The organism is Paenibacillus sp. YAF4_2 (assembly GCF_052113225.1).
Classification (GTDB): domain Bacteria; phylum Bacillota; class Bacilli; order Paenibacillales; family Paenibacillaceae; genus Pristimantibacillus.
Genome location: NZ_JBFRCT010000001.1, coordinates 272,236 through 298,372, shown reverse-complemented (window position 1 = coordinate 298,372; position 26,137 = coordinate 272,236). Strand labels below are relative to the sequence as shown.

27 protein-coding genes and 1 pseudogene are annotated in these 26,137 nt (G+C 45.1%); 3 read left to right on the top strand and 25 right to left on the bottom strand.

The genetic code is table 11. From position 1 onward, the window contains the following. Positions 1-49 precede the first annotated feature (49 nt). Positions 50-442 (top strand): winged helix-turn-helix transcriptional regulator, encoded by a 393-nt coding sequence (locus AB4Y93_RS01425; protein WP_441888239.1) that lies wholly within the window; start codon positions 50-52, stop codon positions 440-442. 78 nt (positions 443-520) lie between these two features. Here AB4Y93_RS01425 and AB4Y93_RS01420 read toward each other — a convergent pair whose 3' ends face one another. From AB4Y93_RS01420 to AB4Y93_RS01405, 4 genes are all read right to left on the bottom strand, one after another. Further along, a complete protein-coding gene (locus AB4Y93_RS01420; RefSeq protein WP_441888238.1) occupies positions 521-1,126 on the bottom strand; it encodes a pentapeptide repeat-containing protein in 606 nt (201 codons plus the stop codon). Positions 1,127-1,222: 96 nt separating this feature from the next. Next, the gene (locus AB4Y93_RS01415; RefSeq protein ID WP_441888237.1) at positions 1,223-1,780 is read right to left on the bottom strand and encodes a TetR-like C-terminal domain-containing protein; all 558 of its coding nucleotides are present in this window, start codon (positions 1,778-1,780) and stop codon (positions 1,223-1,225) included. Positions 1,781-1,888: 108 nt separating this feature from the next. Further along, the gene (locus AB4Y93_RS01410; protein ID WP_441888236.1) at positions 1,889-2,650 is read right to left on the bottom strand and encodes an SDR family oxidoreductase; all 762 of its coding nucleotides are present in this window, start codon (positions 2,648-2,650) and stop codon (positions 1,889-1,891) included. Between the two features lie 147 nt (positions 2,651-2,797). After that, positions 2,798-3,523 (bottom strand): GH12 family glycosyl hydrolase domain-containing protein, encoded by a 726-nt coding sequence (locus AB4Y93_RS01405; RefSeq protein WP_441888235.1) that lies wholly within the window; start codon positions 3,521-3,523, stop codon positions 2,798-2,800. A 426-nt stretch (positions 3,524-3,949) separates the two neighbouring features. Here AB4Y93_RS01405 and AB4Y93_RS01400 point away from each other — a divergent pair, with 426 nt between their 5' ends. Then, the gene (locus AB4Y93_RS01400; protein WP_441888234.1) at positions 3,950-5,695 is read left to right on the top strand and encodes a fibronectin type III domain-containing protein; all 1,746 of its coding nucleotides are present in this window, start codon (positions 3,950-3,952) and stop codon (positions 5,693-5,695) included. Between the two features lie 59 nt (positions 5,696-5,754). Here AB4Y93_RS01400 and AB4Y93_RS01395 read toward each other — a convergent pair. The 5 genes and pseudogenes from AB4Y93_RS01395 to AB4Y93_RS01375 all read right to left on the bottom strand — a co-directional run. Continuing rightward, positions 5,755-6,006, bottom strand: a pseudogene (locus AB4Y93_RS01395) (inositol monophosphatase family protein); the annotation flags it as partial. A gap of 102 nt (positions 6,007-6,108) precedes the next feature. After that, positions 6,109-7,074, bottom strand: coding sequence for an acetylxylan esterase (locus AB4Y93_RS01390; protein ID WP_441888233.1), 966 nt, complete (start codon positions 7,072-7,074; stop codon positions 6,109-6,111). A gap of 33 nt (positions 7,075-7,107) precedes the next feature. Then, positions 7,108-7,626 (bottom strand): cysteine hydrolase family protein, encoded by a 519-nt coding sequence (locus AB4Y93_RS01385; RefSeq protein ID WP_441889211.1) that lies wholly within the window; start codon positions 7,624-7,626, stop codon positions 7,108-7,110. Between the two features lie 75 nt (positions 7,627-7,701). Further along, positions 7,702-8,463, bottom strand: a complete 762-nt coding sequence (locus tag AB4Y93_RS01380) for a sulfite exporter TauE/SafE family protein (RefSeq protein ID WP_441889209.1) — start codon at positions 8,461-8,463, stop codon at positions 7,702-7,704. After that, positions 8,463-9,938 carry a carboxylesterase/lipase family protein gene (locus tag AB4Y93_RS01375; RefSeq protein ID WP_441888232.1) on the bottom strand — a complete coding sequence of 492 codons (1,476 nt, stop codon included), beginning with the start codon at positions 9,936-9,938 and terminating at the stop codon, positions 8,463-8,465. Before AB4Y93_RS01375 ends, AB4Y93_RS01380 begins: the two co-directional genes overlap by 1 nt. 128 nt (positions 9,939-10,066) lie before the next feature. Here AB4Y93_RS01375 and AB4Y93_RS01370 point away from each other — a divergent pair, with 128 nt between their 5' ends. Continuing rightward, complete coding sequence (locus AB4Y93_RS01370) at positions 10,067-10,954, top strand: LysR family transcriptional regulator (protein WP_441889207.1); 888 nt, start codon at positions 10,067-10,069, stop codon at positions 10,952-10,954. Here AB4Y93_RS01370 and helD read toward each other — a convergent pair. From helD to AB4Y93_RS01290, 16 genes are all read right to left on the bottom strand, one after another. Then, complete coding sequence (gene helD, locus AB4Y93_RS01365; protein ID WP_441888231.1) at positions 10,951-13,374, bottom strand: RNA polymerase recycling motor HelD; 2,424 nt, start codon at positions 13,372-13,374, stop codon at positions 10,951-10,953. The two genes, AB4Y93_RS01370 and helD, sit on opposite strands and share 4 nt — an antisense overlap. 226 nt (positions 13,375-13,600) lie before the next feature. Continuing rightward, entirely contained in the window at positions 13,601-15,079 is a 1,479-nt protein-coding gene (locus AB4Y93_RS01360) for an Lsa family ABC-F type ribosomal protection protein (RefSeq protein WP_441888230.1), read from the bottom strand. 288 nt (positions 15,080-15,367) lie between these two features. After that, complete coding sequence (locus AB4Y93_RS01355; protein WP_441888229.1) at positions 15,368-15,967, bottom strand: dienelactone hydrolase family protein; 600 nt, start codon at positions 15,965-15,967, stop codon at positions 15,368-15,370. Next, positions 15,960-18,050, bottom strand: a complete 2,091-nt coding sequence (locus AB4Y93_RS01350) for a transglycosylase domain-containing protein (protein WP_441888228.1) — start codon at positions 18,048-18,050, stop codon at positions 15,960-15,962. Before AB4Y93_RS01350 ends, AB4Y93_RS01355 begins: the two co-directional genes overlap by 8 nt. Positions 18,051-18,244: 194 nt before the next feature. Beyond that, complete coding sequence (locus tag AB4Y93_RS01345) at positions 18,245-18,571, bottom strand: AzlD domain-containing protein (RefSeq protein WP_441888227.1); 327 nt, start codon at positions 18,569-18,571, stop codon at positions 18,245-18,247. Continuing rightward, on the bottom strand, positions 18,562-19,287 hold the full coding sequence (locus AB4Y93_RS01340; protein WP_441888226.1) for an AzlC family ABC transporter permease: 726 nt from the start codon (positions 19,285-19,287) through the stop codon (positions 18,562-18,564). Before AB4Y93_RS01340 ends, AB4Y93_RS01345 begins: the two co-directional genes overlap by 10 nt. A gap of 70 nt (positions 19,288-19,357) precedes the next feature. After that, positions 19,358-19,822: a DMT family transporter gene (locus AB4Y93_RS01335; protein ID WP_441888225.1), complete on the bottom strand. Its 465-nt coding sequence runs from the start codon at positions 19,820-19,822 to the stop codon at positions 19,358-19,360. Then, on the bottom strand, positions 19,819-20,523 hold the full coding sequence (locus AB4Y93_RS01330; RefSeq protein WP_441888224.1) for a Crp/Fnr family transcriptional regulator: 705 nt from the start codon (positions 20,521-20,523) through the stop codon (positions 19,819-19,821). The genes AB4Y93_RS01335 and AB4Y93_RS01330 overlap by 4 nt, the downstream gene beginning before the upstream one ends. Positions 20,524-20,556: 33 nt before the next feature. Beyond that, on the bottom strand, positions 20,557-20,982 hold the full coding sequence (locus AB4Y93_RS01325) for a DMT family transporter (protein ID WP_441888223.1): 426 nt from the start codon (positions 20,980-20,982) through the stop codon (positions 20,557-20,559). A 117-nt stretch (positions 20,983-21,099) separates the two neighbouring features. Further along, positions 21,100-21,381, bottom strand: coding sequence for a hypothetical protein (locus AB4Y93_RS01320; protein ID WP_441888222.1), 282 nt, complete (start codon positions 21,379-21,381; stop codon positions 21,100-21,102). A gap of 99 nt (positions 21,382-21,480) precedes the next feature. After that, on the bottom strand, positions 21,481-21,711 hold the full coding sequence (locus tag AB4Y93_RS01315; protein ID WP_441888221.1) for a hypothetical protein: 231 nt from the start codon (positions 21,709-21,711) through the stop codon (positions 21,481-21,483). Positions 21,712-21,959: 248 nt separating this feature from the next. Beyond that, positions 21,960-22,421, bottom strand: coding sequence for a cupredoxin domain-containing protein (locus tag AB4Y93_RS01310; RefSeq protein WP_441888220.1), 462 nt, complete (start codon positions 22,419-22,421; stop codon positions 21,960-21,962). A 21-nt stretch (positions 22,422-22,442) separates the two neighbouring features. Further along, complete coding sequence (gene tatA / locus AB4Y93_RS01305) at positions 22,443-22,643, bottom strand: twin-arginine translocase TatA/TatE family subunit (protein WP_167274951.1); 201 nt, start codon at positions 22,641-22,643, stop codon at positions 22,443-22,445. A 21-nt stretch (positions 22,644-22,664) separates the two neighbouring features. After that, the gene (tatC, locus tag AB4Y93_RS01300; protein WP_441888219.1) at positions 22,665-23,420 is read right to left on the bottom strand and encodes a twin-arginine translocase subunit TatC; all 756 of its coding nucleotides are present in this window, start codon (positions 23,418-23,420) and stop codon (positions 22,665-22,667) included. After that, positions 23,417-25,138, bottom strand: a complete 1,722-nt coding sequence (locus AB4Y93_RS01295) for a GMC family oxidoreductase (RefSeq protein ID WP_441888218.1) — start codon at positions 25,136-25,138, stop codon at positions 23,417-23,419. The genes tatC and AB4Y93_RS01295 overlap by 4 nt, the downstream gene beginning before the upstream one ends. A 14-nt stretch (positions 25,139-25,152) precedes the next feature. Then, a complete protein-coding gene (locus AB4Y93_RS01290) occupies positions 25,153-25,920 on the bottom strand; it encodes a gluconate 2-dehydrogenase subunit 3 family protein (protein WP_441888217.1) in 768 nt (255 codons plus the stop codon). Positions 25,921-26,137: the final 217 nt, after the last annotated feature.

The window sequence follows — 26,137 nt, the reverse complement described above, 5'->3', positions numbered from 1 at the left end:
TAATTTTATAACATAGTATTAAAAATCATACTATTGGAGGGTCCTGGCTATGGGAGATCGCAAAAACAAGCTCAAAGTGAAAGTGGAAGTGTGTCCTGTCGAAACAACTTTGGACGTCATCGGAGGCAAATGGAAAGCGATCATTCTGTTTCATCTTATCGATGGCACGAAGAGATTCAATGAATTTCGGCGGCTCTATCCGGGCATGACGCAATTTATGCTTACTTTGCAGCTCCGCGAGCTTGAACGGGATGGCATTATTCACCGCGAAGTTTATAAACAGGTACCCCCTAAAGTAGAATACTCGCTGACTGAATTTGGATTGACGTTAAAGCCGATCATCCTCGATATGAAGCAGTGGGGAATATCCTATAAGAACAGAGTTGACGATATACGACAGCAAACGGCAGTGCAGGAAAAAGACGAAACAGAAGACCAATAATCGAAACCCGTAGAAATCCGAACAAAAACAAAAAGAAGCCTTGAATACCAAGGCTTCTTGGGGTTGTATAAGTTCAATTCACCCTACTTTAGCGCCATGAGACATCGAGAACAATACCGTTTGCTCCCGGTCCATTCGTAGACCAGCGATGGAGAAATTCTTGAAGTCCACTCCCGCCATATCTGCCCCTCTTACATCTGCGCCATGCAGCTTTGCCTTGGATAACACGGCCATCGTGAGATCACAGTCTCTCAAATCCGCTTTTTCCAGATTGGCTCCTGATAAGTCTGCCTCATGAAACTTAATTCCGCATAAATCCTGTTTCACTAAGTTGGAGTGCCGCAAGTTCGTATAAGACCAATCCCCTTGAATAATGCTGATACCATCTAGAGTTGATCCGGAGAAATCCGACCCTGTCATTTTACAAGCTTCAAATTTGGCGACAAACAGATTAGCCCCGTTAAAGTTGCAATTATCGAAAGCTGATTCTTTATGAATGGAGCCATTTAGCAATGCCCCGCGAAAATCACATTCAATAAACCGACAATTCATGGATATCAGTTCCTCTAGAGATCCATTCACGAATGAGCATCGATTAAAGGTGCAGCTGATCAGCTCTCCATATCTTAAATCCTGTGAGCCAAAATCCACTCCTGTATATTTCTGATCGCTATATTGAAACATAATAAGCCTCCTATGAAGATTAGTTAGCTTATTTACTATAGCATACAGAAGTCAAGTACCCGTTCGAGCATGCTGAAAAGTCAAGAAAATTATTTTTCATTCCTGATCAAGACTCTTTAAAATATAACTTAGCTTCTCATTCATATATTCCGGGCTATGCTCGAAGCCTTCTTCACTCCACTGAATAATCAAGCCCATAATGGCATTGGCTGTATAGGCGATGACAAATAAATCCAGCCTCCCATTAGATGAGGTGCTTTCCAATATTAGTCCCTTAATTTTCTCAAATAAGGAATAGTAATACGACAGCGATGATTTCTTATCAAATACGATCTCATAGAACGGCTGGTATTTCTTCACATGATGAAAGAGCCTGATCGTTGAAGGATCAAGTAGTTTATGATTCATCACGGTCACATGACGGTAAGGCTCGTAATAAGAGTCTTCCAGATCTTTGAGCAAATGTTGAAGATGCTCGTCAAACAGTGCGGCCACATCCGTGTAATGCAAGTAAAAGGTTCCTCTATTCACACTAGCCTCACGGCATAGGGTTGATACAGAAATGGTTTCTAGGGGTTTTGTTTTTAATAATGCAAGGAGAGCATGATGTAAGGCTTTCTTCGTTTTCACAATTCTTAGATCGTTCTCGTTCAAGTCCTCCACCTCGTGACTGAGTATTATTGCTCATCCATTATAGCATCATAACAAAATAAAAAAAGTTGCAAGCAGCCAGGCTGCTTGCAACTCTCTTAAATGAATGGATTAGAAACCTGCTGTCCAACCAGCATCTGCTGCCAAAACAACACCGTTTACGAAGCTTGACTCATCCGATGCCAGGAATAAGGCCACTTGAGCAATTTCTTCAGGTTGTCCAATACGAGGGATCACACCTTGCGTAACTTTCGTACGTGAAGCACCAAATTCATCCCAGTTACTCATCGAGGATGTGATGTTTGTCATTGTCGCGCCTGGCGCGATAGCATTACATCGAATGCCTTTTTGAGCATACATAAAACCTGTGTTTTTCGTAATCCCAATTACAGCGTGCTTGGATGCTGTGTAAGCTGCACCTGCATGCGCGCCGCTGAAACCGCCGGTAGAAGCTGTATTCACGATAACGCCTTTCCCTTTCTCTAGGAAAATCGGAATAGCTTTGCGGATCGCACGCATAACGCCTTTTGTATTTACATCAAAGATAAGATCCCATCTATCATCATTCACATCGCCAATTGGCGCCATATTATCCATGATTCCTGCATTATTAACCAATATATCAAGCGTTCCGAATTCATTAACGGCCGTATCGATCATCGTATTAATATCTTCGAGCTCGGCAACGTTTGTTTTTACTGCGATTGCTTCGCCGCCGTTTGCTTTAATACCCGCAACAACTGTTTCAGCACCTTCAATGTTAAGGTCGGAGACAACAACCTTTGCTCCTTCTTTTGCATACAACTCTGCAATAGCTTTTCCCATACCCGATGCTGCTCCTGTAACGATTGCTACTTTACCTTCCAAACGCATATAAATCCCTCCGCATAGTTATTGAACAGTTGTTCATTTAAATTATAGGGATGTTATAGACACTTTGTCAAATAGATTGAAAAAGCGGCAATACCAAGGCTTAATTTAGCCTTAGTCTGCCGCTCTTTGGAGACCATTATGAGAACGTTATGAGAAACTTACCGAATACGAATTGGTAGTGAAGGAAGCATTAGGAGACGTTGTGATTTCGAATCCGAATTGGACGCGATTGACAATTTCATTACTCATCCAGCCTTTTGTCTTAATCCAGTTCATGATTGCCAACACATCAACTGTACCGGAGTTGGTATTGCTGGTTCTTACAAACGAAAAGACATCGTTGGATCCGTTATTGCCTTTGTACACATTCCATGTATGTCCTCCAACATTGACGTTGGTATAGGAAGCTACAGGATTCCCACTTGCATCCCAGCTGGCAGCGATTGGCTTAACCGAGCCATATTTGTTCATCCACAGCATAATTTCATGTGCATAATTTCCTGTCCAAATATCGTAAGCGGATACAAAACTAGAACCACTCGTTGGAACAGAAACATTAAAGGAACTGCTGAGACTATGAAGTGAGCCTAATTGTGTATTGATATCTCGAGTACTATTCGGATAAGATTTGACACCGCCTGTATTCGGCTGATTAGAAGTAACTCCCCAGTTGCTGTAGGAGTTAGCCCATATACTTTGCGAGCCGGCGACGCCACCCCACACATTGTTATATACAATATAGCCGCCGTTGCTCCAGTTCCCATACTGATCCGAAGAGCTCCATGTTGCAGCAAAGGCTGTCGCAGCAACAGTAAGTGAGCATAATCCTGCGATTAGAAGTAAAGTTAATTTACTTTGAAAAAGTCGTCTCATTATATAACTCCTCCTCAAATTGTTTTCGGCGTCTCTTGCTGCTGTTCGTCCTTTCCTGTCAAGCACAAAGGATAAGCATAAGACAAGAATGAGTTCGATCATCCCCTTTCTTCTTATCGAGCTTAGAAAATTAGACTAGTGTTTACCTGTAAAATCTGAAATTCATTAACTCGTTATGTAAACGCTATCAAAACTTTCTTAGAAAAATATAGCACGCCTATTTGGAATTAAATACCTGCTAAATCTCGCACAAAATACCCTAAAAATTAGTTGTATTTCCAGTTAACATAATATGTTGAGTAACCTTATAGCTTCACTAACCCAATGAATTGTATCCCCTCAAAAGTATATTTTTCCTCTTGAGAGCATGCCTTGGCCAATCCATAATATTCCTGCAAGATAGATTCGAAATAAGAGGAGGAGTAAATGATGAAGGAAGCTATGAATCACCGCTTCACCCGCACATTACTAACACTCGTTCTATCTCTCTCGCTGCTGCTCACATTCCTGCCAACTGCTGCCAAGGCAGCCGATCGAGGGGCTTGGGCAGCCAATGTATCGTATGCCGTCAACGATACGGTCACGTACAACGGTACAACGTATAAGTGCATACAAGGTCACACCTCATTGGTTGGCTGGGAACCGCCTGTAGTGCCAGCATTGTGGAACGCTGTTCAAGGCGGTGGTGGTGATACAACTGCTCCAAGTGCTCCCACCAATTTGCGAGTAACAGCAACAACTTCATCAAGTGTAACACTTGCATGGAACGCCTCTACCGATAATGTCTCCGTCACCGGGTACGATATCTATCGTGGAACCACACTTGCAGGCAGCACAAGTAATGGAGTACTTACCTTTACGAACAACGGATTAAGCGCAAGTACAACATACTCTTTTACCGTTAAAGCTAAAGATGCGGCAGGCAACAGTTCGGCTGCAAGCACGGCTCTCAGTATAACAACTCTCGCTCCTTCGGTTGATCAGACTGCTCCATCCACTCCTTCCAATCTGCGCACTACAGCAACGACTTCCACCAGTGTATCCTTAGCTTGGAATGCCTCCACAGATAATGTTGGTGTGACTGGCTATGACGTATACAAGGGATCCACACTCGCGCTTTCTGTATCAGGAACCACTGCCATTATTACGGGACTTTCAGCTTCTACTACTTACAGCTTTACTGTTAAAGCCAAGGATGCAGCCGGCAATATTTCCTCAGCGAGCAGTGTCTTAAGCGTCACAACTGGCCCTACAGATCCTGGCGGCAGCGGCAGCCTTCCGAAGCATACATTGACAGGCTACTGGCAAAACTTTGTGAACGGAGCAACAAATCTGAAATTAAGCGCTGTACCAAGTCAATACGACATTATCGTAGTCTCCTTTGCTGATATGGACACCACTAAACCTGGCGGAGTTACCTTTAACGTAGACTCTGGCTTATCCATCGCGCTTGGTGGTTATACGAATGCGAACTTGATCAGCGACATTAGCCAGAAACATGCACAAGGCAAAAAGGTCATCCTGTCCGTCGGCGGCGAAAAAGGTAATATTAATCTGAATTCAGCCTCACCTAACGTAACGAATTTTGTAGACAGTATGTACGGTCTTATTACACAGTTTGGCTTTGATGGGATCGACATCGATCTTGAGAATGGCATGAATGTCGCTAACCTCACTTCTGCCGTTCGTCAGCTTCAACAAAAGATTGGTTCAAGCTTTATCCTCACGATGGCTCCTCAGACGATCGATATGCAAAGCGCAAGTACTTCCTATATGCAGCTCTATACGAATTTGAAAGATATTACGACAGTCATCAATGTTCAGTACTATAACTCCGGCTGTATGCTTGGACGTGATGGCAAGTGCTATTCCCAAGGAACCGTTGATTTCTTGACTGCTCTCTCTGATCTGACCCTGCAATGGGTTGCTCCATCTCAACTAGGAATAGGTGTTCCAGCTACAAGCTCAGCAGCAGGCGGCGGTTATGTTGCTCCATCCGTGGTGACTCAAGCGGTCAAATGTCTGGCAACTGGCAGTGATTGCGGCACTTATAAACCGGTCGCCAAGTACCCGGATCTCCGCGGGGCAATGACCTGGTCGATTAACTGGGATGCTACAAGCGGTTACCTCTTGGCTAATACGGTAAAGCCATACTTAACCACATTGCCGTAACGACATCATGAAAAAACGGAGCTTATGCCAACGATAGTCGTTGAACATAGCTCCGTTTTTTATTGTTGACTAACTAAGTTAAGGAACTCTTGCTTGTACGCAGGATGACAAGCAATAATGTATGGCTCCGGATGCATGCCTTCAAAGCTTTCTCCTTGGAAATCCATAATGATAGCGCCGGTTTCTTTGGCCATTAACAATCCCGCATAAAGATCATCGCCTTCGGAATTGTAAAGGATGATACCATCCAAATCACCTCGCGCGAGCATACACCATTGAATCGTAGGAGCCCAGAGGCGGATCACCCTTTTCTACCACTTGTTTATCTTTGGAATAATAATGTTTGATTAGCTCTCCTGCGTCTTTGGCAGCTTGAATCGCAACTTTTTGGGCGATGTTAATGATATTTTGCATCACTCGTACCAATCCCCAAAATGCTTCGCAAGATAAGCCAGCTTCACTTCGGTCTGTCTTGCTCCTCCGCCCTCGTGCCCGTTAAACGGATAGATGATGATCTCCTTCTTGCTCTGAATTCGGTTATAGGTAGCAAAGTACATTTGTGCCGGACATGTCTCGTCCTTGAGCGCTACTGAGGCCAGAACTGGGCAAGTAATCCGGTCGGCCAGGTTCATGGTATCAAAGTAACTTAGGTTATCGAGTACAAGATCGGTCTGATCTGGATGTCTCTTCAAAAATTCCGCTACCGCTCCAAAAGCGCCGTGATTGCCTTCAATCCGGCTTACCAAGTTGCTGTTGCTTGGCACATCTACCAATGCAGCCTTAGGTCGATCATCCAGAGCTGCGACAGCCATACCAATCGCGCCGCCTTGACTGCCACCTTCAATGATGATTTTCCCCGGATCGATCTCGGCTTGTGCGCAGGCGAAATCGATTGCTTTCAAGGAATCCATGTACACATAACGGTAGTAGTACTCCCATTTGTTCTGAACGCCTTTACTTGCCACATTCGAGAGGAATCCATGCGAATAACTGGCACTATTCCCCGTTGGCCCGCCTTGATCCCGGCAATCCACTGATAAGACAGCCATTCCCATCATTGCCCAATGCATAAGCTCAGAAGGCTCTCCCCGGCTCCCCGTGAAGCCATGATAATGAATGAGACAAGGATAAGAAGCTTCCTTCAAAAAAGTCGGAACAATAAGCCAACCATGAATTCTTGTCTCATCCATACCGTTATACGAGATATCGTAAACCTTCACATGTTTGCTTGGATAAGCCACTTCTGTCCGTTCAGGGTGCAAAGGAACTTCCATTGCTTGCTCTAACGTTGCCTTCCAGAACGCATCCAGATCATCTTTTCCCGTTAATGGCGGCATATAGTTATACAAGTCTTTCGTGACCTCATCGATATAACCCATCAGTGCTCTCCCTTAATACAAGTTATGATCTCATTAAAATATAATGGCTGCCGTTTCTTGTACGGCTGCAATTGTTGCAAATTGCTCATTATACTGCTCAATGATTTGAGCGGCACTGATCGTATCATTTCCCCATGTGCTGTGAGCGTCCTTGACAACAGTAACTTCATAACCGAGCTCACATGCTCCTCTACAGGTTCCATCCACGCACATATCTGTCTGAATGCCGGTAAGGATAAGATGCTTAATCCCTTTTGCCTCAAGGATCTGCTGAAGATTTGTCTCATAGAACGAGTTAGGCCTAGTCTTTTGAACAACTGTATCCTGTTCTTCCGGCGCAATTGAAGAATGAATCTCCCAACCGGGAGTACCTGATTCGAGAGGCTCTCCAGCGCCTTCATTATGCTGAATATAAATGATCGGAACCTGATGTGCCCGCGCTTTTGCAAGGAGCTCTTGTATATGCTCTAACAGCTTCTCTCCCGCAAATACGGGATAATCGTCCGGAAACATCCCTGCTTGTACATCAATCACCAGCAAAGCCGTGTCCATGCTCATGCTAACCGCCTCCTCTTTAATGACTAAATTAAAAGTTCGCTGTTAGACTGACTATTCCTTCCCAAATGACTAGATCAGCAAAATCGCTGCGCCAAGCATTGGTGTCAGCACCATGCAGGTCTTGAGCATAAGGGCTGGTACACGCTTCGTGAACTTAGCCCCAATATAAGATCCGAACATGGTTCCGATTACGACGGCGATCAGCAGCTGAATATCTAAATACCCCACGGAGTAATAACCCGCTCCCCCGGCAAGTGCAATAGGAATAATGACGAGCATCGTTGTGCCTGCAGCAAATCTCATCGACAAACCAAGAATAAGCATCAGTCCAAGCTGAATAAATGGTGTTGAGCCGATTCCAAACAACCCGGACAACGCCCCAGTAACGAGACCAATGGAGGCTGCAGACAGATAGAACTTCCACCCATTCGTCCTCATCGGAGCGGCAGCCTCTTTGCCTGCATGTTTAGCTTGATGCACCATCCTGAACCATAGAGCAAGCCCGGAGGTAAACAGCATTCCCGAAGTCATCCACCCTAATTTATCCGCTGGAATAAAAGAGGACCAGCTAGAGCTGATCCAAGCGCCAAGTGCTCCTGCAAGTCCAACGATGGCTCCCGTCTTCAGAATCATATTGCCTTCACGATAATGACTGATTGAACCGGATAAGGAAGAAAAGAACATGGCAGCTAGTGCTGTACCCAAAGCGGTATGAATGGGATAACCAAACGCAACGGTTAGAATCGCTATAATAAAGCCCGATCCGCCTGCTCCAACGAACCCAAGCAGCAGACCAAGCAGCAGCATCGTAGCTGCAACTTCGACAAGCATCATCCTTCAGCCCTCCATACCTGATGTGAACAGGCAACACCGTTTGGTGGCGAAGGATCTTCCTTGGCAGCGCTGACCAAATCAAGCACCATCATCGAATGACTATCTCCATAAACCGGCCATTCAGGCAATAAGGTTGCGTTGGGAGCCCCTTCTCGAATAAAAGCGTTCCAGGCCGCACGCATGCTCTGGGCTAGCTCCCGCCCTTCTTCAGCGACGTAATACGGGTCCGTTGTATCCACTTCTATTTCGCGTTCAGGATTCTCTATATAATGAATTAAACTTCCTTCATACCCATGAGCGGCGCCAAGACTGCCCCCATATTGCAGCCGATAAACCCATACTGGAGAGCCTGTGTCAGCAATGGCGTTAGCTAATTGCAAACAGCCAATCGTATACAGATGCTCCGTCAACGTTTTACACCACGCTTTGTCTATTGGCATGGTCTGAGAATATTGGAAGAAGGACTCCCATACGATCAACTGATTTTCCCCAAACAATCTCCCTATTGTACCAGGATCAGGCTTCTGAAGACCTGGGTCATAGAAAATAAACATAGCAGCCTCGTCTTCATTTGTTCCAATTAGTAAAGGAGGAAGATTAGCCGCTTTTTGAATGGAGGCCAACGGATCAACTGGAATGAGGACGCCATCCGACACCGGTCCAAACATATGCAGATTTCTGGACGTATCCGGCCCAACCTTCCCCTGTGCCTCGATTAGTTCTTCGGCAGGCATCCTCAGTAGTTCACCAGCTTCACTTGGCTGCAAATTCAAGGCTTCAAGCAGCCTTGTTGTCGTCACTCCAGCCGTATGCGTATCGCGTATGGACTGTGTTGCACCACTTTGAGCAATCGCTTTATGGAACAGCCCCTCCGCTTCCTTCATCGTATAGAGCGTTGACGTACATTTCGCACCAGCCGAATTGCCAATAACTGTTACACGATGTGGATCTCCACCAAAGGCTGCAATATTCGTTTGTACCCAATGAAGGGCAGCAATAATATCCAGCATTCCGTTATTGCCTGAGGTACTGTATTCCTCTCCAAGCAGCTCCCCTAAATAAAGAAAACCTAGAGCACCAAGACGATAGTTAATCGACACATAGACGAAATCATCCTCTGCCGCATAGCGGGCACCATCACATTCCGCCCCTTTGCCGCCTATAAATCCGCCGCCATGGATATAGACAATTACCGGACGTGGTTGGCCATGATCACCAGTAGTCCAGACATTTAAATTCAAGCAGTCTTCCGAATGCGTTAGCTCGGGCAAAAAGGTATTCGGATCATGTCTCTGATGAGCAATAGGACCAAAGCAATCACACTCCCTTATTCCCTCCCATGATAATGGAGGAACCGGGGGCATAAATCTAAGCTCACCTACTGGTGGTGCTGCATAAGGAATACCTCTAAACACATAAGCGTCCTTTAATTGAACACCTTTTACTTTCCCTGATGAGGTTTGTATGATCACTTGAACGTTGCTCCCATCTTGTCTGATGAGATCATTATAGTCTTGAGAATTGATAAAGCCTAATATATATTAATTCATAACATACATAACTTATAGGTTATGACAAAATAGAAAGCTGTGATGTGACAATGGAACTGCTTCAGTTAAAATATTTTCAAATGGCTGCTCGAATGGAGCATATGACGCAAGCTGCGCAGCGTCTCCATATCTCGCAGCCAGCTCTTAGCAAAATGATTGCGTCCCTCGAGTCTGAATTAGGGGTAAAGCTGTTCGAGCGGACAAGCAAAGCGATTCGTCTTAATGAGCATGGCAGGCATTTTCTAAGCAAAGTCGACATTGCTCTGCAGGCTCTAGAAGATGGACAGCGGGAACTCAAGGATTTAACAGAAGCGGCCTCGGAGTTTATTACACTTGATGTACGAGTATCTTCTCACCTGCTTCCCGGCCTGCTAGCCGAATACCGCAAGGAAAAGCCGGATACGCAGTTTCATCTGCTCCAGCATGCTTTGCCAAATGATTATGCTTATGAATTTGATCTCTGCCTATCGGACGGCGCTAATCCACCACCTGGATGCAACTCCGTCTCCCTGCTTAAGGAGGCCATTGTAGTCGCCCTCCCCTCTGAGCATCGTTATGCGAAACGTGAGTACATCAGCTTAGAGGACCTGAAGGAGGAAAGATTCATTAGCCTTCCTCCTGGCAAGTCTCTACGGGAGACAACAGATGCTTTCTGCCGGCTTGCCGGCTTCACTCCGCATATTCAATTTGAAAGTGATGATCCTGCGACTGTCCGTGGACTTATACGAGCAGGGCAAGGTGTTGCCTTTCTTCCGGCCATTACTTGGGGAGGATCAACAGGAGCAGATGTGGTTACAATCCCGTTAAAGGAAGGTTATTGTGAACGATCGATATCCCTTCATTGGCCAAAAGGACGTTATTTGACTCAGGCAGCAACCTCATTCCGGGACTGTACCATTCAATACTTCGCTGAACTTGCGAAGGCTGATACTCCTTAACGAGCTTCATACAAATGCATATCAATGGTGTCAAGATACAGCGTCCACTCTCCAGTTATATAGAGATGGAGACGGTGCATTGCTCGTGTACAAGCCGTATAGAAAAGCTTGCGCTCACTTTCCCGGTTGTACGTATGTGATGAAGCATCGTAAATCAAGACAGCATCAAATTCCACACCCTTAGCCAGGTAAGCCGGGATCACCATGATACCGGTTTCGAAGGTAAGGGTTTCTTTTGTCGTAAGCCGGATTCCTTCGCAGCCCATAGAGCTCAGACTTTCATAAGCCTCACTGCTTTCCTCTGCGGTCTTCGTAATGATGGCAATTGATCCAAAGCCTTCTGCCTTAAAATCAGCTAAATCTTTCGCAATTTGCTTCAAGCGTTCCTCTTGGCTGTTCGATGATTGAATTAATGGCTTGCTGCCGCTCCGATTAAATGGAATAATCTCCTCTCCACCTGGCAGCATAGAACGCGTAAACTCCACATTTTCCTGCGTTGAACGGTAGCTTCGCAGAAGTGGAATCAAGGTCGTTTCTGCTTCACCGTACAGCTTATTAAGTGGAGAGTCTCCTCCTTGAAGCAAGGTGGATTGGGTGAATATCGCTTGACCGAAGTCTCCGAGTACAGTCATCCGGGCATTAGGAAACAGTCTCTTCAGGAATGCATATTGGAATGGTGAATAATCCTGGCCTTCATCCACGAAGATATGCCGCACGATCGTATTCGTTCTCGAACCCTCGATCAGCTCCTTCAAGAATAGATATGGAGTCGCATCCTCATAGAACAACTCACGTTTATTCAACTTATCTTTGGTCTGCTCACTCATTTCCGACCAACATGATGGAACTTCAGCTCCTGCCATCTCACGATATTCAGACTCCTCACCAAACAGCTGCGAGTACAGCCCATTCATATCGATAAACTTCAATCGCTTCACCTTCCGCCGCAGCGGCTTAAAATGCTCCTTCACGATCATCTGACGAAGCAAGTCAACTTGCTGATCAGCAAAGTCGAAAACATTATCTTCACCAATATTTTCAAAATTGTGGATTCGATCATGTACCGCAGCATATCGCTCGGCTGCTTCAAACAGTTCTTCATCACGTTGAACCGTCTTGAGAAGCTTATTGTATGCTTCGACATACTGCTCATTGTCCAGATAATCAAGCTCTTCCGAAACCCAATCCATCTTCTTCTCTTTACGTGCGATGATCTTCAGCTCACTAAGCAGCCATTCCTGTAACTTCTCAACTCGGTTAGCAAGGCGGATTGAAGGATCATAGCTATAGAATTGTTCTTTCATTTGCTCTGCGGTGATGAGGTCACGATCCTGAAGCCTGATCCCCTTAAATAACATCCCTTCCTTGCTGAGCCACTCTGCGTAGTTGCGAAGCACTAGAAGGAAGTCTTCCGATGCCTTGTAGCGAATCCCCTCTACTCTTGCCTCGTATCCTTCTTCATTCTGCATCGTTAGAACATATTCCATTTGGTCAAACGGATCTTCAACCTTCATCGTTGATCCCAGCCAAAACGCAAGATATTCCTGGAACGTTGTTTGCTGCATATTTTCTTCACCAAGCTCTGGCAGTACGGTCGATACATAGCTGTTGAACATCGGATTAGGCGAAAATAAAACGATCTGATCGGCTTTAAGCCGATCACGGTGTTTGTACAGCAAGTAAGCAACACGCTGTAAAGCCGCGGATGTCTTCCCGCTGCCGGCAGCCCCTTGTACGATCAACATGCGGCTCGTATCATTACGAATGATGGCATTCTGCTCCTTCTGAATCGTAGCCACAATACTTTTCATCTGTGCATCTGCACCTTGACCGAGAGCTTGCTGCAGCAATGTATCGCCAATGGTAATGCTAGCATCAAAGAAGTTAATGAGCTGATTGCCCCGAATCTGGTATTGCCGCTTAAGCTCCATCGTTCCTGAAATCTGACCTCCTGGAGTATTATAGGAAGCAGGACCTGGAGAATGGTCATAATAAAGACTTGCTATAGGTGAACGCCAGTCATACACCAGGAATTCCATCCCGTCAGATGCAAGGAATGAAGATAATCCGATATAGACCTGCTCCGTGTTATTAAGGTCATACTCTTTAAAGTCTATTCGTCCAAAATAAGGAGACTTTTGGAGCCGATTAAGACTCTTCCACTGCTGCAGCCGTTTTTGATGGATGCGTTCCCTCTCGGATAACAATGCAGCTTGCTGCTTGATACTGTAGAAGGATTCTTCGAAGTCTTCATCCGTACTTGTATTTACCGTTACTTCCTCCCAGAAATGCTTGCGGAGCTCCGATGCCTGACCGTATAGTTGTAGAACTTCGGGTTCCAATTCCGTTAATTTCTCCTGCAGCTTCTCCGACACGATCTGAAGCCTTAGCTGCTCTTGTTCCCAATCTTTCTTGTTCATTTACCTGAACACTCCTTTTCGAAACTTATTTTGTTGAAAATGACATTTGACATCCCCGGCGCTGCATGATATTATTAAAGTATAGATAAGATGTAATAACTATGCCGATGTAATTTAGGGATGCAGAGATCCTTTTACTATAGCACCTTTCTTTTTAATGTGCAAATCCTTTTTTAACAGCAAAAGCCGCCCAACTGGGCGGCTTTTTTAATGGACTTTTATTTGATCAGAGATTAATGATCTTCGTCGCTATATTTTCACAGAACGCTCGGTCATGCTCAACAAACAGGATCGTAGGCGTATATTCCAGCAGCAGCTCCTCGATCTGCATCCTGGAGATAACATCAATAAAGTTAAGCGGCTCATCCCAAATATGCAAATGCGTCTTTTCGCAAAGGCTCTTCGCGATCAGTACCTTCTTCTTCTGGCCGCCGCTGAACGAGGACATATCCTTCTCGAACTGCACTCGGGAGAAATCCAGCTTCCGCAGTATAGCTTTAAAGAGACTCTCATCAATCCCCTGGTCTCGTGCATAATCGGTCAGATTCCCCTGCAAATGCGAAGTATCCTGCGATACATAAGAAATTTTCAGCTGGCTGCCCTTTCTGAAGGTACCTGTGTAATGGATATCTTCGCCGTTGATTAATTTGATCAGGCTTGATTTACCTGAACCGTTCTTCCCAGCTATAGCAATTCGTTCACCCTGCTCGATCGAGAAGCTGATATCATGGATGACACTTTTTTTCCCATAATAAATGGAGACATGCTCGAGCTCTACCAATTGAGGTTTATGGTAAGCCAGCTGTGAAATTTTTAAACTGTCCGAGTTTTCAATGTTTTTGAGCAGCATGGACTTCTCATCAATCGCCGATTGCTGTCTCTGCTCGATCGATTTTGAGCGTTTCATCATTTTCGCTGCTTTATGGCCAACGTACCCTTTATCCACCTTTGAACCGGAGTTTCTTGTGCCATTTTTGCTCTTCTCTACTTCATTTGACCAGTTATTTGTACGTTTGGCCGCATCAGACAACCGTTTAATATCTTTCCTTAGTTTATCATTCTCACCAAGCTCGTAGTTATCCTGCCGCTCTTTGTTCAACCACCAATCGGAGAAATTACCCTTCTGAATCTCAATATTCGTTCGATTAATGGACAGGATATGATCGACGCAATTATCCAGGAATGTCCGGTCATGAGAAACTAGAATAAAGCCGCTTTTGCTGTTCAAATATTGGCTGACCAGCTTCCTTGCCTCCATATCAAGATGGTTGGTTGGCTCATCGATCAGCAGGAAGCTGTTCTCCTTCAGGAATAAAGCAGCAAGCAGCACTTTCGTTTGTTCTCCGTTAGAAAGCGACTCGAAAGGCCGGTACAGCACATCGTCGGATACCCTCAGCAAAGTCAGCTCGCGCATCAGCTCCCAGAGCTGATAGTCGGGATAAATTTCCTCCACCACATCAATGGTATGATACTCCGGATGCTCGACGTGGAATGGAAAATATTCAAAGGTTACACTCGACGAAATATGACCGCTGTATTCATACTTGCCAAGCAGCAGATTCATGAATGTGGTCTTCCCTCTGCCGTTCCGGCCGGTAAATCCTAATTTCCAATCGGTGTCAATTTGGAAGCTTACATTTTCAAATATATTGTCATAGCTGCCATAATGGGCAAACGTGAGGTTAGATACGTTAATTAATGTCATAAACAAATTCCCCCTGTACATAAATAAAGAGCTGCAAGAAAGTTACCTTTCTCACAACTCAAATAAATATAGCAAATCTAGCCCGCTAATTCGCATGCAGGGTTAGAATGGGATATTCATTGAGATGAAAAAGATGTAGTAACTTTCTTGCGCATATAAAAATAAAACAACCGAAATAGATCGTCCTGGTTTGTTTTATTAATTTATACCATCGCAAGAAATTTCTACATATCTTCTTCATCCCCAATCCTTAAATTAAACGTATCTTAACATAGCCTTTTCCGGTTTTCAACCTTTGGATTTCAGAAAAGTCAACATAATATGGAAGGCCTCATTTGCAGATGCTTCCAAATAGCGGGATGAATAAGGGTCGCTGAAGCCATGCTGCCCGCTGATTTTATGAACCTCAACATGAGGTTTGTCCTTCAGTGAAGGGATGAGCTCATCCACCTGAAAGGATAGCTCAATCTCCGGGTAAAACAATAAGGCAGGGCAAGCTGGGGACACATCCGTGTAGCTGCGAATCCGAGAACCGTAGTAGCCAACGACACCGGCTACATCCGGATTGCTGCTGCAAATCCAGGATGCAGTCGCCCCCACACTAAAGCCGACTAGGAACACTTGCTTGTATGACGCTTTGAGCTCTGTCACTTTTTGCTGAATAGCAGCAGAAGCTTTATCGAAACCGATGTTGGTCATAAAATAGCTGTATGCCTCTTGCTCTTCCTCATAAACGAACGACTCAGGTCGGTCTAGTAAATTCGGACAAAACACATCATACCCATGTTCGCCTAAAGCCTTGCAGATATAAATCATATGATGATTAATGCCATAAATTTCATGGGCAACAACAATGGCGATTTCAGGTTGATTCTTGATCTCAATCATCTCCCTCTCTTCCCTTCCCTTTTCCGCGTCCTTTGTCATTCCCTTTTTTATCGTTATCATCAGATTTGTGCTTGTTCTTTTTGTCTTCCTTATCTTGCTTGCCTGGCTTATTCTTCTCAGGAGGTCCAGGTTTAGTATCTTTATCCTCTGTCTTACCTTTGTCCTTGTCGTCTTTCTTTGGTTTTGCTGGAATACCCGGTGCTTTCGGGAAAGCCAAAACTTTCTCGTCTTGCAGCGCTTCGTTCATCAACTTTTGGAATACGGCCGCTGCCGCCTTGGATGTTGTGGTCAAATAATGGCTTGCATCTGTATGATCATAACCAAGCCAAACCGCTCCAACAAGTTGCGGGGTATAGCCGACAAACCAGTTGTCCTTCATCCCCGCTCCACCTGTACCTGGCATTTCTGTAGTGCCTGTTTTACCCGCTACCGGACGATCCGTGAGCTGAGCCGCGTCGCCCGTTCCTTCACTAATGACACCTTCCATCATGGAGGTCATGGTTCTGGCTATTGCTGGTTCTGTCACTTTAATGCCGTTAACTACTTCTGCGTCAGCGACTACTTCCCCTTCGGCCGTTTCAATTCGTGTTATCGAATGCGCAGGGATCCGGGTTCCGTCATTTGCAAAGACGCTGAATGCTTCCGCCATATCAAGTGGTGAAACCCCTTCCTGCAAGCCGCCAAGGGCAAGCCCTAATGTTCGATCCGCATCCGTCAGCTCGATACCGAATCGATCTGACGATTCCATCCCCGCTTCGATTCCCATCTCGTTTAATAATTTGACTGCCGGCACATTGTAGGAATGAACAAGTGCTTCATAAAGAGACACTTCGCCATGGTAGCTGCCGCCTGCATTTTTCGGCTGATAGCCTCCAAAATTTACGGGTTCATCTACAATGGTATCTTCAGGTGAGTAGCCTCGCTCCAAGGCTGGTGTATACACTGAAATAGGCTTCATTGTTGAGCCAGGTTGGCGTTTCAGTTGAACTGCACGGTTAAAGCCACGGAATGGCTGCTCCCCGCGTCCTCCAATTAGTGCTCGAATACCCCCATCCCTAGGGTCAACCATTACCGCTCCACTTTGGATGAGCTGATCAGAGCTGCTTGCAGGGAACAAGCTGTCTTGTGAATAAACATTTTCGGCAGCCTCTTGCATTTTCGTATCCAGAGTTGTATATATCCGGAGACCACCGTGAAGTACTTCATTCTCAGTAAGGCCGTATTTCTCACCAGCCTCGCGAATCATTTGATCCACAAAATAAGGATACTTTATTGCGTTACTGCTGCTTGGCTTAGAGCTCTGAATTTGAAGTGGTTCGTTAATAGCCTTCTCATACGTTGCTTGTTCAATCTTCCCTTGATTCTTCATAAGCTGAAGCACCACATTTCTGCGTGCTTTTGCCTCGTCCGGATGGCTGTATGGTGTAAGCGCAGATGGTGCCTTAATAATGCCTGCCAAGAGAGCCGATTGAGGGAGCGTAAGCTTATCTACACTTGTGCCAAAATAGATTTCAGCCGCCTTCTTAATCCCCCAAGCCCCTTCGCCGAAATAAATCTGGTTCAAATAATACGTTATAATCTGCTGCTTATCGTAATTTTTCTCGATCTTCTCAGCAAGCAGAAGCTCCTTCCACTTCCTTGTCCAAGTCCGCTCTTGGGACAAAAAGACGTTCTTAGCTAATTGCTGCGTAATGGTACTTGCACCTTGTACGGTTTTCCCATTCGTCAGGTTGGTCATTAACGCACGACCAATTCCCTGTAGGTCCATACCACTATGCTCAAAATACCGCTTATCCTCGACAGCAACAACCGCTTCGATAAGCTGCTCCGGCAAGCTGTCATAGCTTACGGCCTCAGACTTTTTGGGAGAAATACGAAGCGCTTCCTCCTTGTTCTGATCATAAATAATGGTCGCTGCTGGTAGCGGCTCGGCCAGCAGCGATACATCTTGCCTGGATACTAGCATGTTGAAAATAATGACACATGCAACAGCTAGCAGAATGCCAGCCGCTATAACAGCAAGGGCGGCCTTTTTCCAAACGACCCGTTTCTTTGATTTTTTGTGATGCATTTCTGATCTCATACGACTTCCTCCAAGCTTCAGTCAACCTGCTACTTTTGTCTTGGATAATAATTCGTAAACGAGACTTGTTTTCTGTACGTTAGGAACTAAATTTGAATAAAAAAGGCCTGCCACTTTAGGCAGACCTACATCAAGGCTTATGTGTTCTCGTCTCGCTGTTTTCTGAGATCGTTTATGAGGATGTCGAGTCCTCCCTATAATAAAAATCGTAAAATCATAACTGTAACTACTCCAACAAGGATCGTTCCTAAGAGACTGCGAGTAAATATAGCGATTAAGAATGTTGGCAGCGCAGCAAATAACTCGATATTATCCTTCAGAGGAGTGATCTCTCCATCTGTCATCAGCAATTCATTCCCTAATAAAGCAGCCATAACGGCAACGGGAATATAGCTTAGCCATCTCATCGCCAAACCTGGTATTTGCAGACGGCTGAGCACCATGAGCGGAAGCACCCGCGGAATAAAAGTAACGAGTGAAGCACCAATAATAATTGCGAATATTCCCCATCTTATTTCCATTTTTCAATCAGCACTCCTATTGTTGCGGCACTAATGGTTGCGATGATGACCGCCACGCTGCCGGATGTCACCATACTTATTCCCACTACGATGACGACCGCACTCATGACGACAATGAGGTCTCTTGCGAGCTTCTTGCGCCCAAGCAGCTGTAGAACAAGAAGTCCGATGAACATCGCTGACAGTGCAAAATCCAGCCCAAACTTCTCCGGATTCGTAATCCATTGTCCGAAGAAAGCCCCTGCCATCGTAGCGAAAATCCAATTAAGATAAGCGGTCACATTCAGGCCGTTCATCCACTTTTCGCTAAGCGATGTTTGATCAGACGCCTTGTTGATGGATACGCCAAAGGTCTCATCGGTAAGCAAGGAGCCAATCATCATGGTCTTTAACGTGGTTAAATGACGGAAATAAGGCGACAATGCCGCGCTTAACAGGAGATGTCGAAGGTTAACGATAAATACAGTAAATACAATCGCAGCTATGGAACCATGCGCAGCCACCATACCCGCAATAATGAATTGTGCCGAGCCTGCATAAATGAGGACAGACATCAAGGTGATCTCTAGGACACTTAAACCGGATGTATGTCCAACCACCCCTGCTGCAAACCCAATGCTTAAATAACCTAGTAATGTTGGTACGCAATCTTTAATCCCTTGAAGGAAGCTGTCCTCGCTGCTCTCAAATCTAAGTTGTACGTTCTCTTGCTGCATGTACTTCCCTCTCTAGCTGAATAGTTATCCTGCTATAATAGCATAAACCGTATCCTCTGTTAGACTTTTTTCAAATATCAGCAGCTGTCTCTCTTGTCTCTTTTGGTTTGAGCTTATACAAGATCAATCCGGCGATCAGTGTGGTCACACCAATGGCTTTTTGCGGTAAAAAAGGAACCTGTTCTAGTCCAAACCAGCCCGCCGAGTCCCACCATAATGCGAATAACAGTTGAGAAGACATGACGATCGAAATCGCATAGCTTGGCCCTAACAAATTCACTCCGCGGACCACACAAGTAACAACCCCTATCCCAAACAATCCGCTGAACCAGAACCAAACTGGCATCGCTCTCCAGTTAAAGAAATCTGTGCCCTCAAATAGTACGCCCATACTTAGAGAAGCGATAAACCCCATTCCGAGCACCAGAGCAGTTGTCGTGTGCGAATGAACAGCTGCGCTTACTTTATTATTAAACAGCGTTTGGATACTGATTAGTGTCCCCGCCACCAACGCTAAAAATATACCTGCGATCATGACTGATCTCTCCTATCTCCATTCTCATAAATATTACGGCCAGCAGCCGTTTCAAGGCCTCCCCGGTCTTTCAATACAAGTGTTCCGCGATTGCGTTCAATCAAACCTTCCGCGCAAAAGCTTTGAACCACCCTGTTCAAATGCCGATAGCTGGTACCAATTAAGTTCGCCATATCTTTCAGATTAGCGGTACTAACCGCTGCGTCTTCTAGTGAGGTGACAGAAAGCAGATAACTTGCAAGCCTAACCTCTACCGGATATAACAGATTAAAGCTTAGAGATACCGATTTGTTATAAAATTTCTGAGTCACCAAATGAAGCATAAATTGCAAGAAGGAAACTTCCTCTTCATATTGGCTTAACAAACGTTTGTGAATGCCAATAGCCTCGACAGGAGTTACGGCTGTTACGGTATTTAGATTTTCCAATCCCCTGAGACATTCTATCTCCCCAATAACGCCAAGTGGAGAGGTAAAGTTAATGAGCAGCGTTCGTCCTTCAGCCGAGGTGGTGTAAACCTTAACCTTTCCACGCACAAGAAAGAAGAAATATTCCGGCACCTCACCTTGCTGGCAAAGCGCTTCTTCTGGCTCGAACCGATACAGAGACAGGTGCTGCTGTAGTGGCTTCGGTAACACACTCTCAAGAGCAAACTCATTAAGATATTGATTAATCCGCTCTGACTCAAATATTTGCTTCATTGCAGCGCACCTCCTTACTGGATATTATATCCTCTAAAAGGATAAACACAGAATACCAATGATCATCAGACCAAGACCAATCCATTGTGGTGTCTTTAACCGTATAGGAACCGTGCCAAACCAGCCGGCTTTTTCCATCAATAAAGTGACAATAATTTGTGCAATTAGAACAGCCGATACGGTTACAGCTGCCCCATTATGATGAAACGCTGTGATGTTGCTGAACAATATAAACGCAGCAAAAGCACCGCCGAATAGGAATGGCAGCTTCACCTGCGAAAGTTGTCTCCATGATCGATCCCCTGTGAACCATACGATAAGTAATGCCGCCACAAAACCTGTGCCTTGCGTGAGTACTGCTGCCTGCCAGGTTCCAAGATAGTCACCAATTGCCGCGTTAGCTGTGCCTTGTAAGGTAAGGAACATTCCACCAAGCAGGGCATAGAATACGCCTTTCATTTAATTTCCCCCTCCTCGTTAATCCCGCTCCCCTTATTTAACGATGAGCGATGGATTCCGAAAAGGACATATGTCCTCGATTACGATTTTTAGGACAAATAAAAAAAGCATCACCTCTTAAGCAGCGATGCTTTCCTTATCTTTTTCTTTATTGTTGTCATCCTTCTTACCTTGCATTTGATTGTTCAGATCACGAAGCTCTTGCAGCATCTTATCAAGCTCGGAACGAAGCTGATGAAGTTCATTTGTACATAAGAATTGAAGTTTGTCGAGCTCGCTAGCGCTCATATTTCCTGTACGGATCTGATAAAGCAGCTTGTATTGCATCGATTCGCTTTCGCTAATTCGGAATTCCGCCATTTTGACAGGCTCGGTTTTTTGCAATTTAATCATTGTCATCGTTATATAGCTCCTTTGTGCTTTTTTATTATCATAAAGGAACTATATTAACCACGTATTTATTCATTGTTAGATTAGTATTAACTTTAGGGATGAATGTTATCTCCGCGCCCTTACAATAAGAAACCATGGTTCGGTCATTAGACGCTCATACCACCGGCTATACCAGTTACTTGCTTCGGGAAGATCGATAAATTCCTTACTTGGCTGCACCTCAACCATACGATAAGCCGGACGTTCATAAAAAGCGTTATGCCCGCTGCTTGTATCCACATTTCTTTCATAATCAATGGCAAGTTTATCAAAGGCTTGGAGAACTTTTTCTTTCATACCATCACATCCTTCCTCAAATTTAAGATGGAGCAAATCCAATCTGTACTAAGCCTGCTTCTGTGACAGCCAAGTAGATCTGCCGGTTATGTAATACCGGATGGGATACCAGAAAATTTCGGTAATCTCCATCTATTCTTCCTCCCACTCTGTATAGGTGATTTTCCTCTATATGAGCCGAGAATTCAAGCCTACTCTAGGAACAACAAAAAAGCCGCGAAACTCGCGGCTTCTACGCTATTTAAAGTTTACTCCACAATGAGCTTGCCGACCATCTTGCTATGTCCGGCACCACATACAACAGAGCATTGGAACTCATGTTCACCGGCTTTATCTGCCGTAAATTCTGCTGTTCCGTTGTTTTCTTTGATATCCACATTGAAGTCGGGAATGGCAAAGCCATGGAAGCCTTCCGCATTGTTCAGTGTAATTTTCACTTTATCCCCTTGCTTCACACGAATCTCCGGTTGATCAAATTCAAAATTTTTCGCTTTGACAGTGAACGATTTCTCGCCTCCACCGCCAGCAGCATTACCGCCAGTGTTAGTACCAGCATTAGTACCGGCGTTTGTGCCGGCGTTATTACCAGCTGTATTATCTGTACCTGTATTGTTGTTTGTATTATTGTCTTTGCTAGAGCCGCAGCCTGCAGCGGTACCCATGACCGTAACAGCAAGTGAGGCAATCATAAGCAGCTTACGAATATTCATGATGTTGTTCTCCTTTAACCTTTAATTTTTTGACTGGTCAAGCTCAATGATGTTTGATTTGACTTCAGGCTCGTCATCGGCAATTCCTTTTGTCGAGTTTCTGAATTCACGCAGCGTATCGCCAAAAGCACGTCCAAGCTGAGGAAGCTTAGCCGGTCCAAAGACAATTAACGCAATAGCCAATATAATAATCAGCCCTGAAATACCAACGTTGTTAAACATAACAGGCACCTCCCTCCAGGATTAGATCGTTTGCATCGCAAGCTTCCGCCTATAGTAGCGCGTCGAGATAAAAGCGCTGATCTCAAACAAGACAATGAGCGGTAAAGTAACGGACAAATGGGATACAAAATCCGGAGGCGAAATAAGTGTTCCCACAATCGCCAACCCAACATACGCGTATTTACGAACTTGCTTTAGCTTGTCCGGTGTCAGCATACCTATACGCGTCAGGAAGGTCATAACAAGCGGCATTTCAAATGCAATTCCCATAGGCAGCAAGAAGCTGATCAGAAACGACATATAATGCTGAATGCCATACACTTCATTGGCTCCCATCGACTGATTCAGCTTGATCATAAACTTAATCATCATCGGCAAGGCAACCGTGTATCCGAACAGCACGCCGCAGACGAATAGCAACGACGAAGTGGGTACATATAAAAGGGTGCTCTTTGCTTCATTTTCTGTCATGCCGGGTCTTGCAAATGCCCATAAGTGGTACATCAAGAACGGTAAGGTCAAGATGATCCCCACAAGGAGCGCACATTTCATATAGACCGCGATGCCATCTGACAAAGCGAATACGCTCCACTCCACTTCAATCGAACCCAAATGTCCTTTTACAAAGGTAAGTATCCTTGGCGCAACATATAGTCCTGCACATAAGGAGGCAATAAACCAGCCAGCCACAAAGATAAGGCGTTTGCGGAGCTCTGTTAAATGACTGATCAAATCGCTGTCGATCGCCTCTGCCGCTTTGCCCATCGTTTTGCTCACACGAGTGAACCGCCTTTATCCAAATATTTCTGAACCCCTTCTGCCGTCCGGTAAGCCAGTGCACCAACCGTCGAGGTTGGATTATACCCACTGTTATGCGGGAAGTTGGAAGCGCCGCAGATGAACACATTCTCAGCATCCCACATCTGGAGATAGTTGTTGACGACAGAAGTTTTAGGGTCTGCTCCCATAATCGTTCCGCCTGTATTATGGGTGGATTGATAAGGGACGATATTGTATTGCTTAATCGAATCATGAATCTCCGTTTTGGTCGCACCCATCTCATCCGCAATCGCTTTTGTCTTCTGAGCGATGAACTTCACGAGCTCACGATCCTGATCTTCGAAATCAAATGTCATCCGAATCAGCGGCATGCCAAACGCATCCTTATATTCCGGATCGAGATCCAAATAATGATAACGGTTCGGCATACTTGCACCTTGTCCGGTAACGGATAACACCCGGTTTGCGTTATGGATCGTTGCCTTCTTGAACTCAGCTCCCCACTTCGGTGTGTCGGCTGGAACAGGTTGATATTGAATTGGCCGTAAGCCAGTCTGGGTAAATCGGATATTCGCGCCATGCAGGAAGTTCAGATCGCTATGGTCGAAGTTATCGCCATTGAAATCATCAATGCTGCTGCCTAGTGCCCCTGCACCCATGGCGAGGTTAAACTCACGGTCCTCATAAAAGGCACTTGTACTTGCACCATTCACCTGGTAGGCATAGTTACGTCCAACAGAGCCCTTTTCCGTTTGCGGATCGTATGGCTCCCCTAGTTTGGAGGTCAACAGCAGTTTTACGTTCGTAAACAAGTAACCAGCAAGGATAACAACATCTGCAGGCTGCGTATATTCTTCACCTGTTGGTGTGTGGACATAAGTGACGCCTGTTGCTTTTTTGCCATCATGAATGATCTTGGTCACATTGGAATGGGTACGAAGCTCGAACTTACCTGTATTTTTGGCAACAGGTAGCACCGTAACAACAGGATCTGCTTTCGCGCCGTATTCACAGCCGAACCGTTCGCAGTAGCCGCAATATTGGCAAGGTGCTCTTTCCACACCATCAGGATTTTTGTATACCTCAGACAAGTTAGCTGACGGAATAACGTAAGGATGGTAGCCTAGCTTTTTCGCTGCATTTTCAAACAGCTTCATCCCTGGTGATTTCTTCATTGGTCCTGTAGGGAAAGGTGTAGACATCGCACCGATATTAGAAGGTATTTCCTTCTCTCCAGAAATGCCGGCCATTTGTTCATATTTCACAAAATAAGGCTCGAGCTGCTCGTACGTGATACCCCAGTCACGGATCGTCATATTTTCCGGGATTTTCTTTTTGCCATAACGCTCTACTGTCTTGCTGTAGATCTCGAAATCATAAGGCAAGAAACGATAATATTGACCGTTCCAATGAACCCCTGCTCCACCTAATCCATCTCCAAGCAGGAATGACCCGTATGTACGCATTGGCAATGCTCTCATTTTTATCGTGTTCCGGAAGGCTACGGTTTCCTTGGACAAATCCTGCATCAGCTCATAACGTGCGGCATATCGAAGCTCGTCATGTACATGATAATAGTCCTGCGTATCACGGCTTTTGCCTCGTTCAATTCCTACAACGGATATCCCGGCCTTTGACAATTCAGATGCAATTATGCCGCCGACCCAGCCCATGCCAACGATTACAACGGGAACCTTTGGAAGTTTAGTTGCCATTATGCTTTCCTCCTTTATCCGAGCTCAAGATGATCATGCAAGCTCATCGGCTCAAGTTTTACAAATTCTTCTTTTTCGATGTAATCGGTATAGCTCATTTGGTTGCCAGGGAAATTCCTCATTTTCCAGCCGGCCATATTCTTATTGCCGCCATACAGTGGGTCAGCGTAAACTCCCTCTAGCGTCAAATTGAGAAACATGGCGAAGAAGTTCGAAGCTGGAACGTCCTTGATCCCAATATCGTCTTTATCAAAAGCTGTCAAGACGGCATCCTGCTCTTCTGGTGTAATCTCCACAAATGGTTTCTGATATTTCGTTGTGCTGTACTGATCTAGAGCATCCAAACCAAGTGCGATGAGCTCTCTGCGTTTAAATACAAGCTGGTAACCCTGCGTCGCTTCTGCTTTGTAATAAGGAGGTTGCATATAATCCCTTGAATTTGTGCCAAAAGCGCTTGCCATCTGATGGTCGATAAAGAAAGCAACCCCAAGCTCCTTCGCACCTGGTCCTAGATCGTCCTTCGGGAACAGCCGTTCAGCAGCAGCTTCTGCCGTAAGGAATTGATTCTGATTGAAAAACATCAGCGCCTGGTTATAATCTTTGTTATCCGTTGCCGTCTGCGGCGCAGCCGGTGCCTCTTCCTTGTCTTTATCCTTGAGGTTAGCGCCAACTAATCCGCCAATCACTCCGCCTAAAACGACTCCGCCAATTGCTGTACCGGAATACTTAAGGAACCTTCGCCGTGATTCATCCTGCGGCTGATTTGGTTTATCATTTGCCATGATGGTTGTCTCCTTACTATATCTTTTTAGAAGGTTTTCTAATTTTCTTCCAAAAGGTGATAAATTATTCAAATAAGGAAACAACACAAAAAAACCCGCCAAAACATAGCGAGCTTACAAGTAGATGTAAATCTTCTAATCCAACACAAATCAATGAAATAACCTAGAACGGATCAATCCTAGCCTTAATACGATAATACCAGTTCTATTATTAGGA

Excerpts from the sequence above, each read along its gene's own strand:
- AB4Y93_RS01370 (WP_441889207.1), top strand. The coding sequence starts at position 10,067 with ATGGAACTGCTTCAGTTAAAATATTTTCAAATGGCTGCTCGAATGGAG.
- AB4Y93_RS01390 (WP_441888233.1), bottom strand. The coding sequence starts at position 7,074 with ATGGGTTATATCGATGAGGTCACGAAAGACTTGTATAACTATATGCCG.
- AB4Y93_RS01425 (WP_441888239.1), top strand. The coding sequence starts at position 50 with ATGGGAGATCGCAAAAACAAGCTCAAAGTGAAAGTGGAAGTGTGTCCT.
- AB4Y93_RS01400 (WP_441888234.1), top strand. The coding sequence starts at position 3,950 with ATGATGAAGGAAGCTATGAATCACCGCTTCACCCGCACATTACTAACA.
- AB4Y93_RS01290 (WP_441888217.1), bottom strand. The coding sequence starts at position 25,920 with ATGGCAAATGATAAACCAAATCAGCCGCAGGATGAATCACGGCGAAGG.
- AB4Y93_RS01295 (WP_441888218.1), bottom strand. The coding sequence starts at position 25,138 with ATGGCAACTAAACTTCCAAAGGTTCCCGTTGTAATCGTTGGCATGGGC.
- helD (WP_441888231.1), bottom strand. The coding sequence starts at position 13,374 with ATGAACAAGAAAGATTGGGAACAAGAGCAGCTAAGGCTTCAGATCGTG.
- AB4Y93_RS01345 (WP_441888227.1), bottom strand. The coding sequence starts at position 18,571 with ATGGAAATAAGATGGGGAATATTCGCAATTATTATTGGTGCTTCACTC.
- AB4Y93_RS01355 (WP_441888229.1), bottom strand. The coding sequence starts at position 15,967 with ATGATTGAGATCAAGAATCAACCTGAAATCGCCATTGTTGTTGCCCAT.
- AB4Y93_RS01405 (WP_441888235.1), bottom strand. The coding sequence starts at position 3,523 with ATGAGACGACTTTTTCAAAGTAAATTAACTTTACTTCTAATCGCAGGA.
- tatA (WP_167274951.1), bottom strand. The coding sequence starts at position 22,643 with ATGTTTAACAACGTTGGTATTTCAGGGCTGATTATTATATTGGCTATT.
- AB4Y93_RS01315 (WP_441888221.1), bottom strand. The coding sequence starts at position 21,711 with ATGAAAGAAAAAGTTCTCCAAGCCTTTGATAAACTTGCCATTGATTAT.
- AB4Y93_RS01360 (WP_441888230.1), bottom strand. The coding sequence starts at position 15,079 with ATGACATTAATTAACGTATCTAACCTCACGTTTGCCCATTATGGCAGC.
- AB4Y93_RS01380 (WP_441889209.1), bottom strand. The coding sequence starts at position 8,463 with ATGCTTGTCGAAGTTGCAGCTACGATGCTGCTGCTTGGTCTGCTGCTT.
- AB4Y93_RS01385 (WP_441889211.1), bottom strand. The coding sequence starts at position 7,626 with ATGGACACGGCTTTGCTGGTGATTGATGTACAAGCAGGGATGTTTCCG.
- AB4Y93_RS01350 (WP_441888228.1), bottom strand. The coding sequence starts at position 18,050 with ATGAGATCAGAAATGCATCACAAAAAATCAAAGAAACGGGTCGTTTGG.
- AB4Y93_RS01340 (WP_441888226.1), bottom strand. The coding sequence starts at position 19,287 with ATGCAGCAAGAGAACGTACAACTTAGATTTGAGAGCAGCGAGGACAGC.
- AB4Y93_RS01325 (WP_441888223.1), bottom strand. The coding sequence starts at position 20,982 with ATGAAAGGCGTATTCTATGCCCTGCTTGGTGGAATGTTCCTTACCTTA.
- AB4Y93_RS01330 (WP_441888224.1), bottom strand. The coding sequence starts at position 20,523 with ATGAAGCAAATATTTGAGTCAGAGCGGATTAATCAATATCTTAATGAG.
- AB4Y93_RS01310 (WP_441888220.1), bottom strand. The coding sequence starts at position 22,421 with ATGAATATTCGTAAGCTGCTTATGATTGCCTCACTTGCTGTTACGGTC.
- AB4Y93_RS01420 (WP_441888238.1), bottom strand. The coding sequence starts at position 1,126 with ATGTTTCAATATAGCGATCAGAAATATACAGGAGTGGATTTTGGCTCA.
- AB4Y93_RS01320 (WP_441888222.1), bottom strand. The coding sequence starts at position 21,381 with ATGACAATGATTAAATTGCAAAAAACCGAGCCTGTCAAAATGGCGGAA.
- AB4Y93_RS01335 (WP_441888225.1), bottom strand. The coding sequence starts at position 19,822 with ATGATCGCAGGTATATTTTTAGCGTTGGTGGCGGGGACACTAATCAGT.
- AB4Y93_RS01410 (WP_441888236.1), bottom strand. The coding sequence starts at position 2,650 with ATGCGTTTGGAAGGTAAAGTAGCAATCGTTACAGGAGCAGCATCGGGT.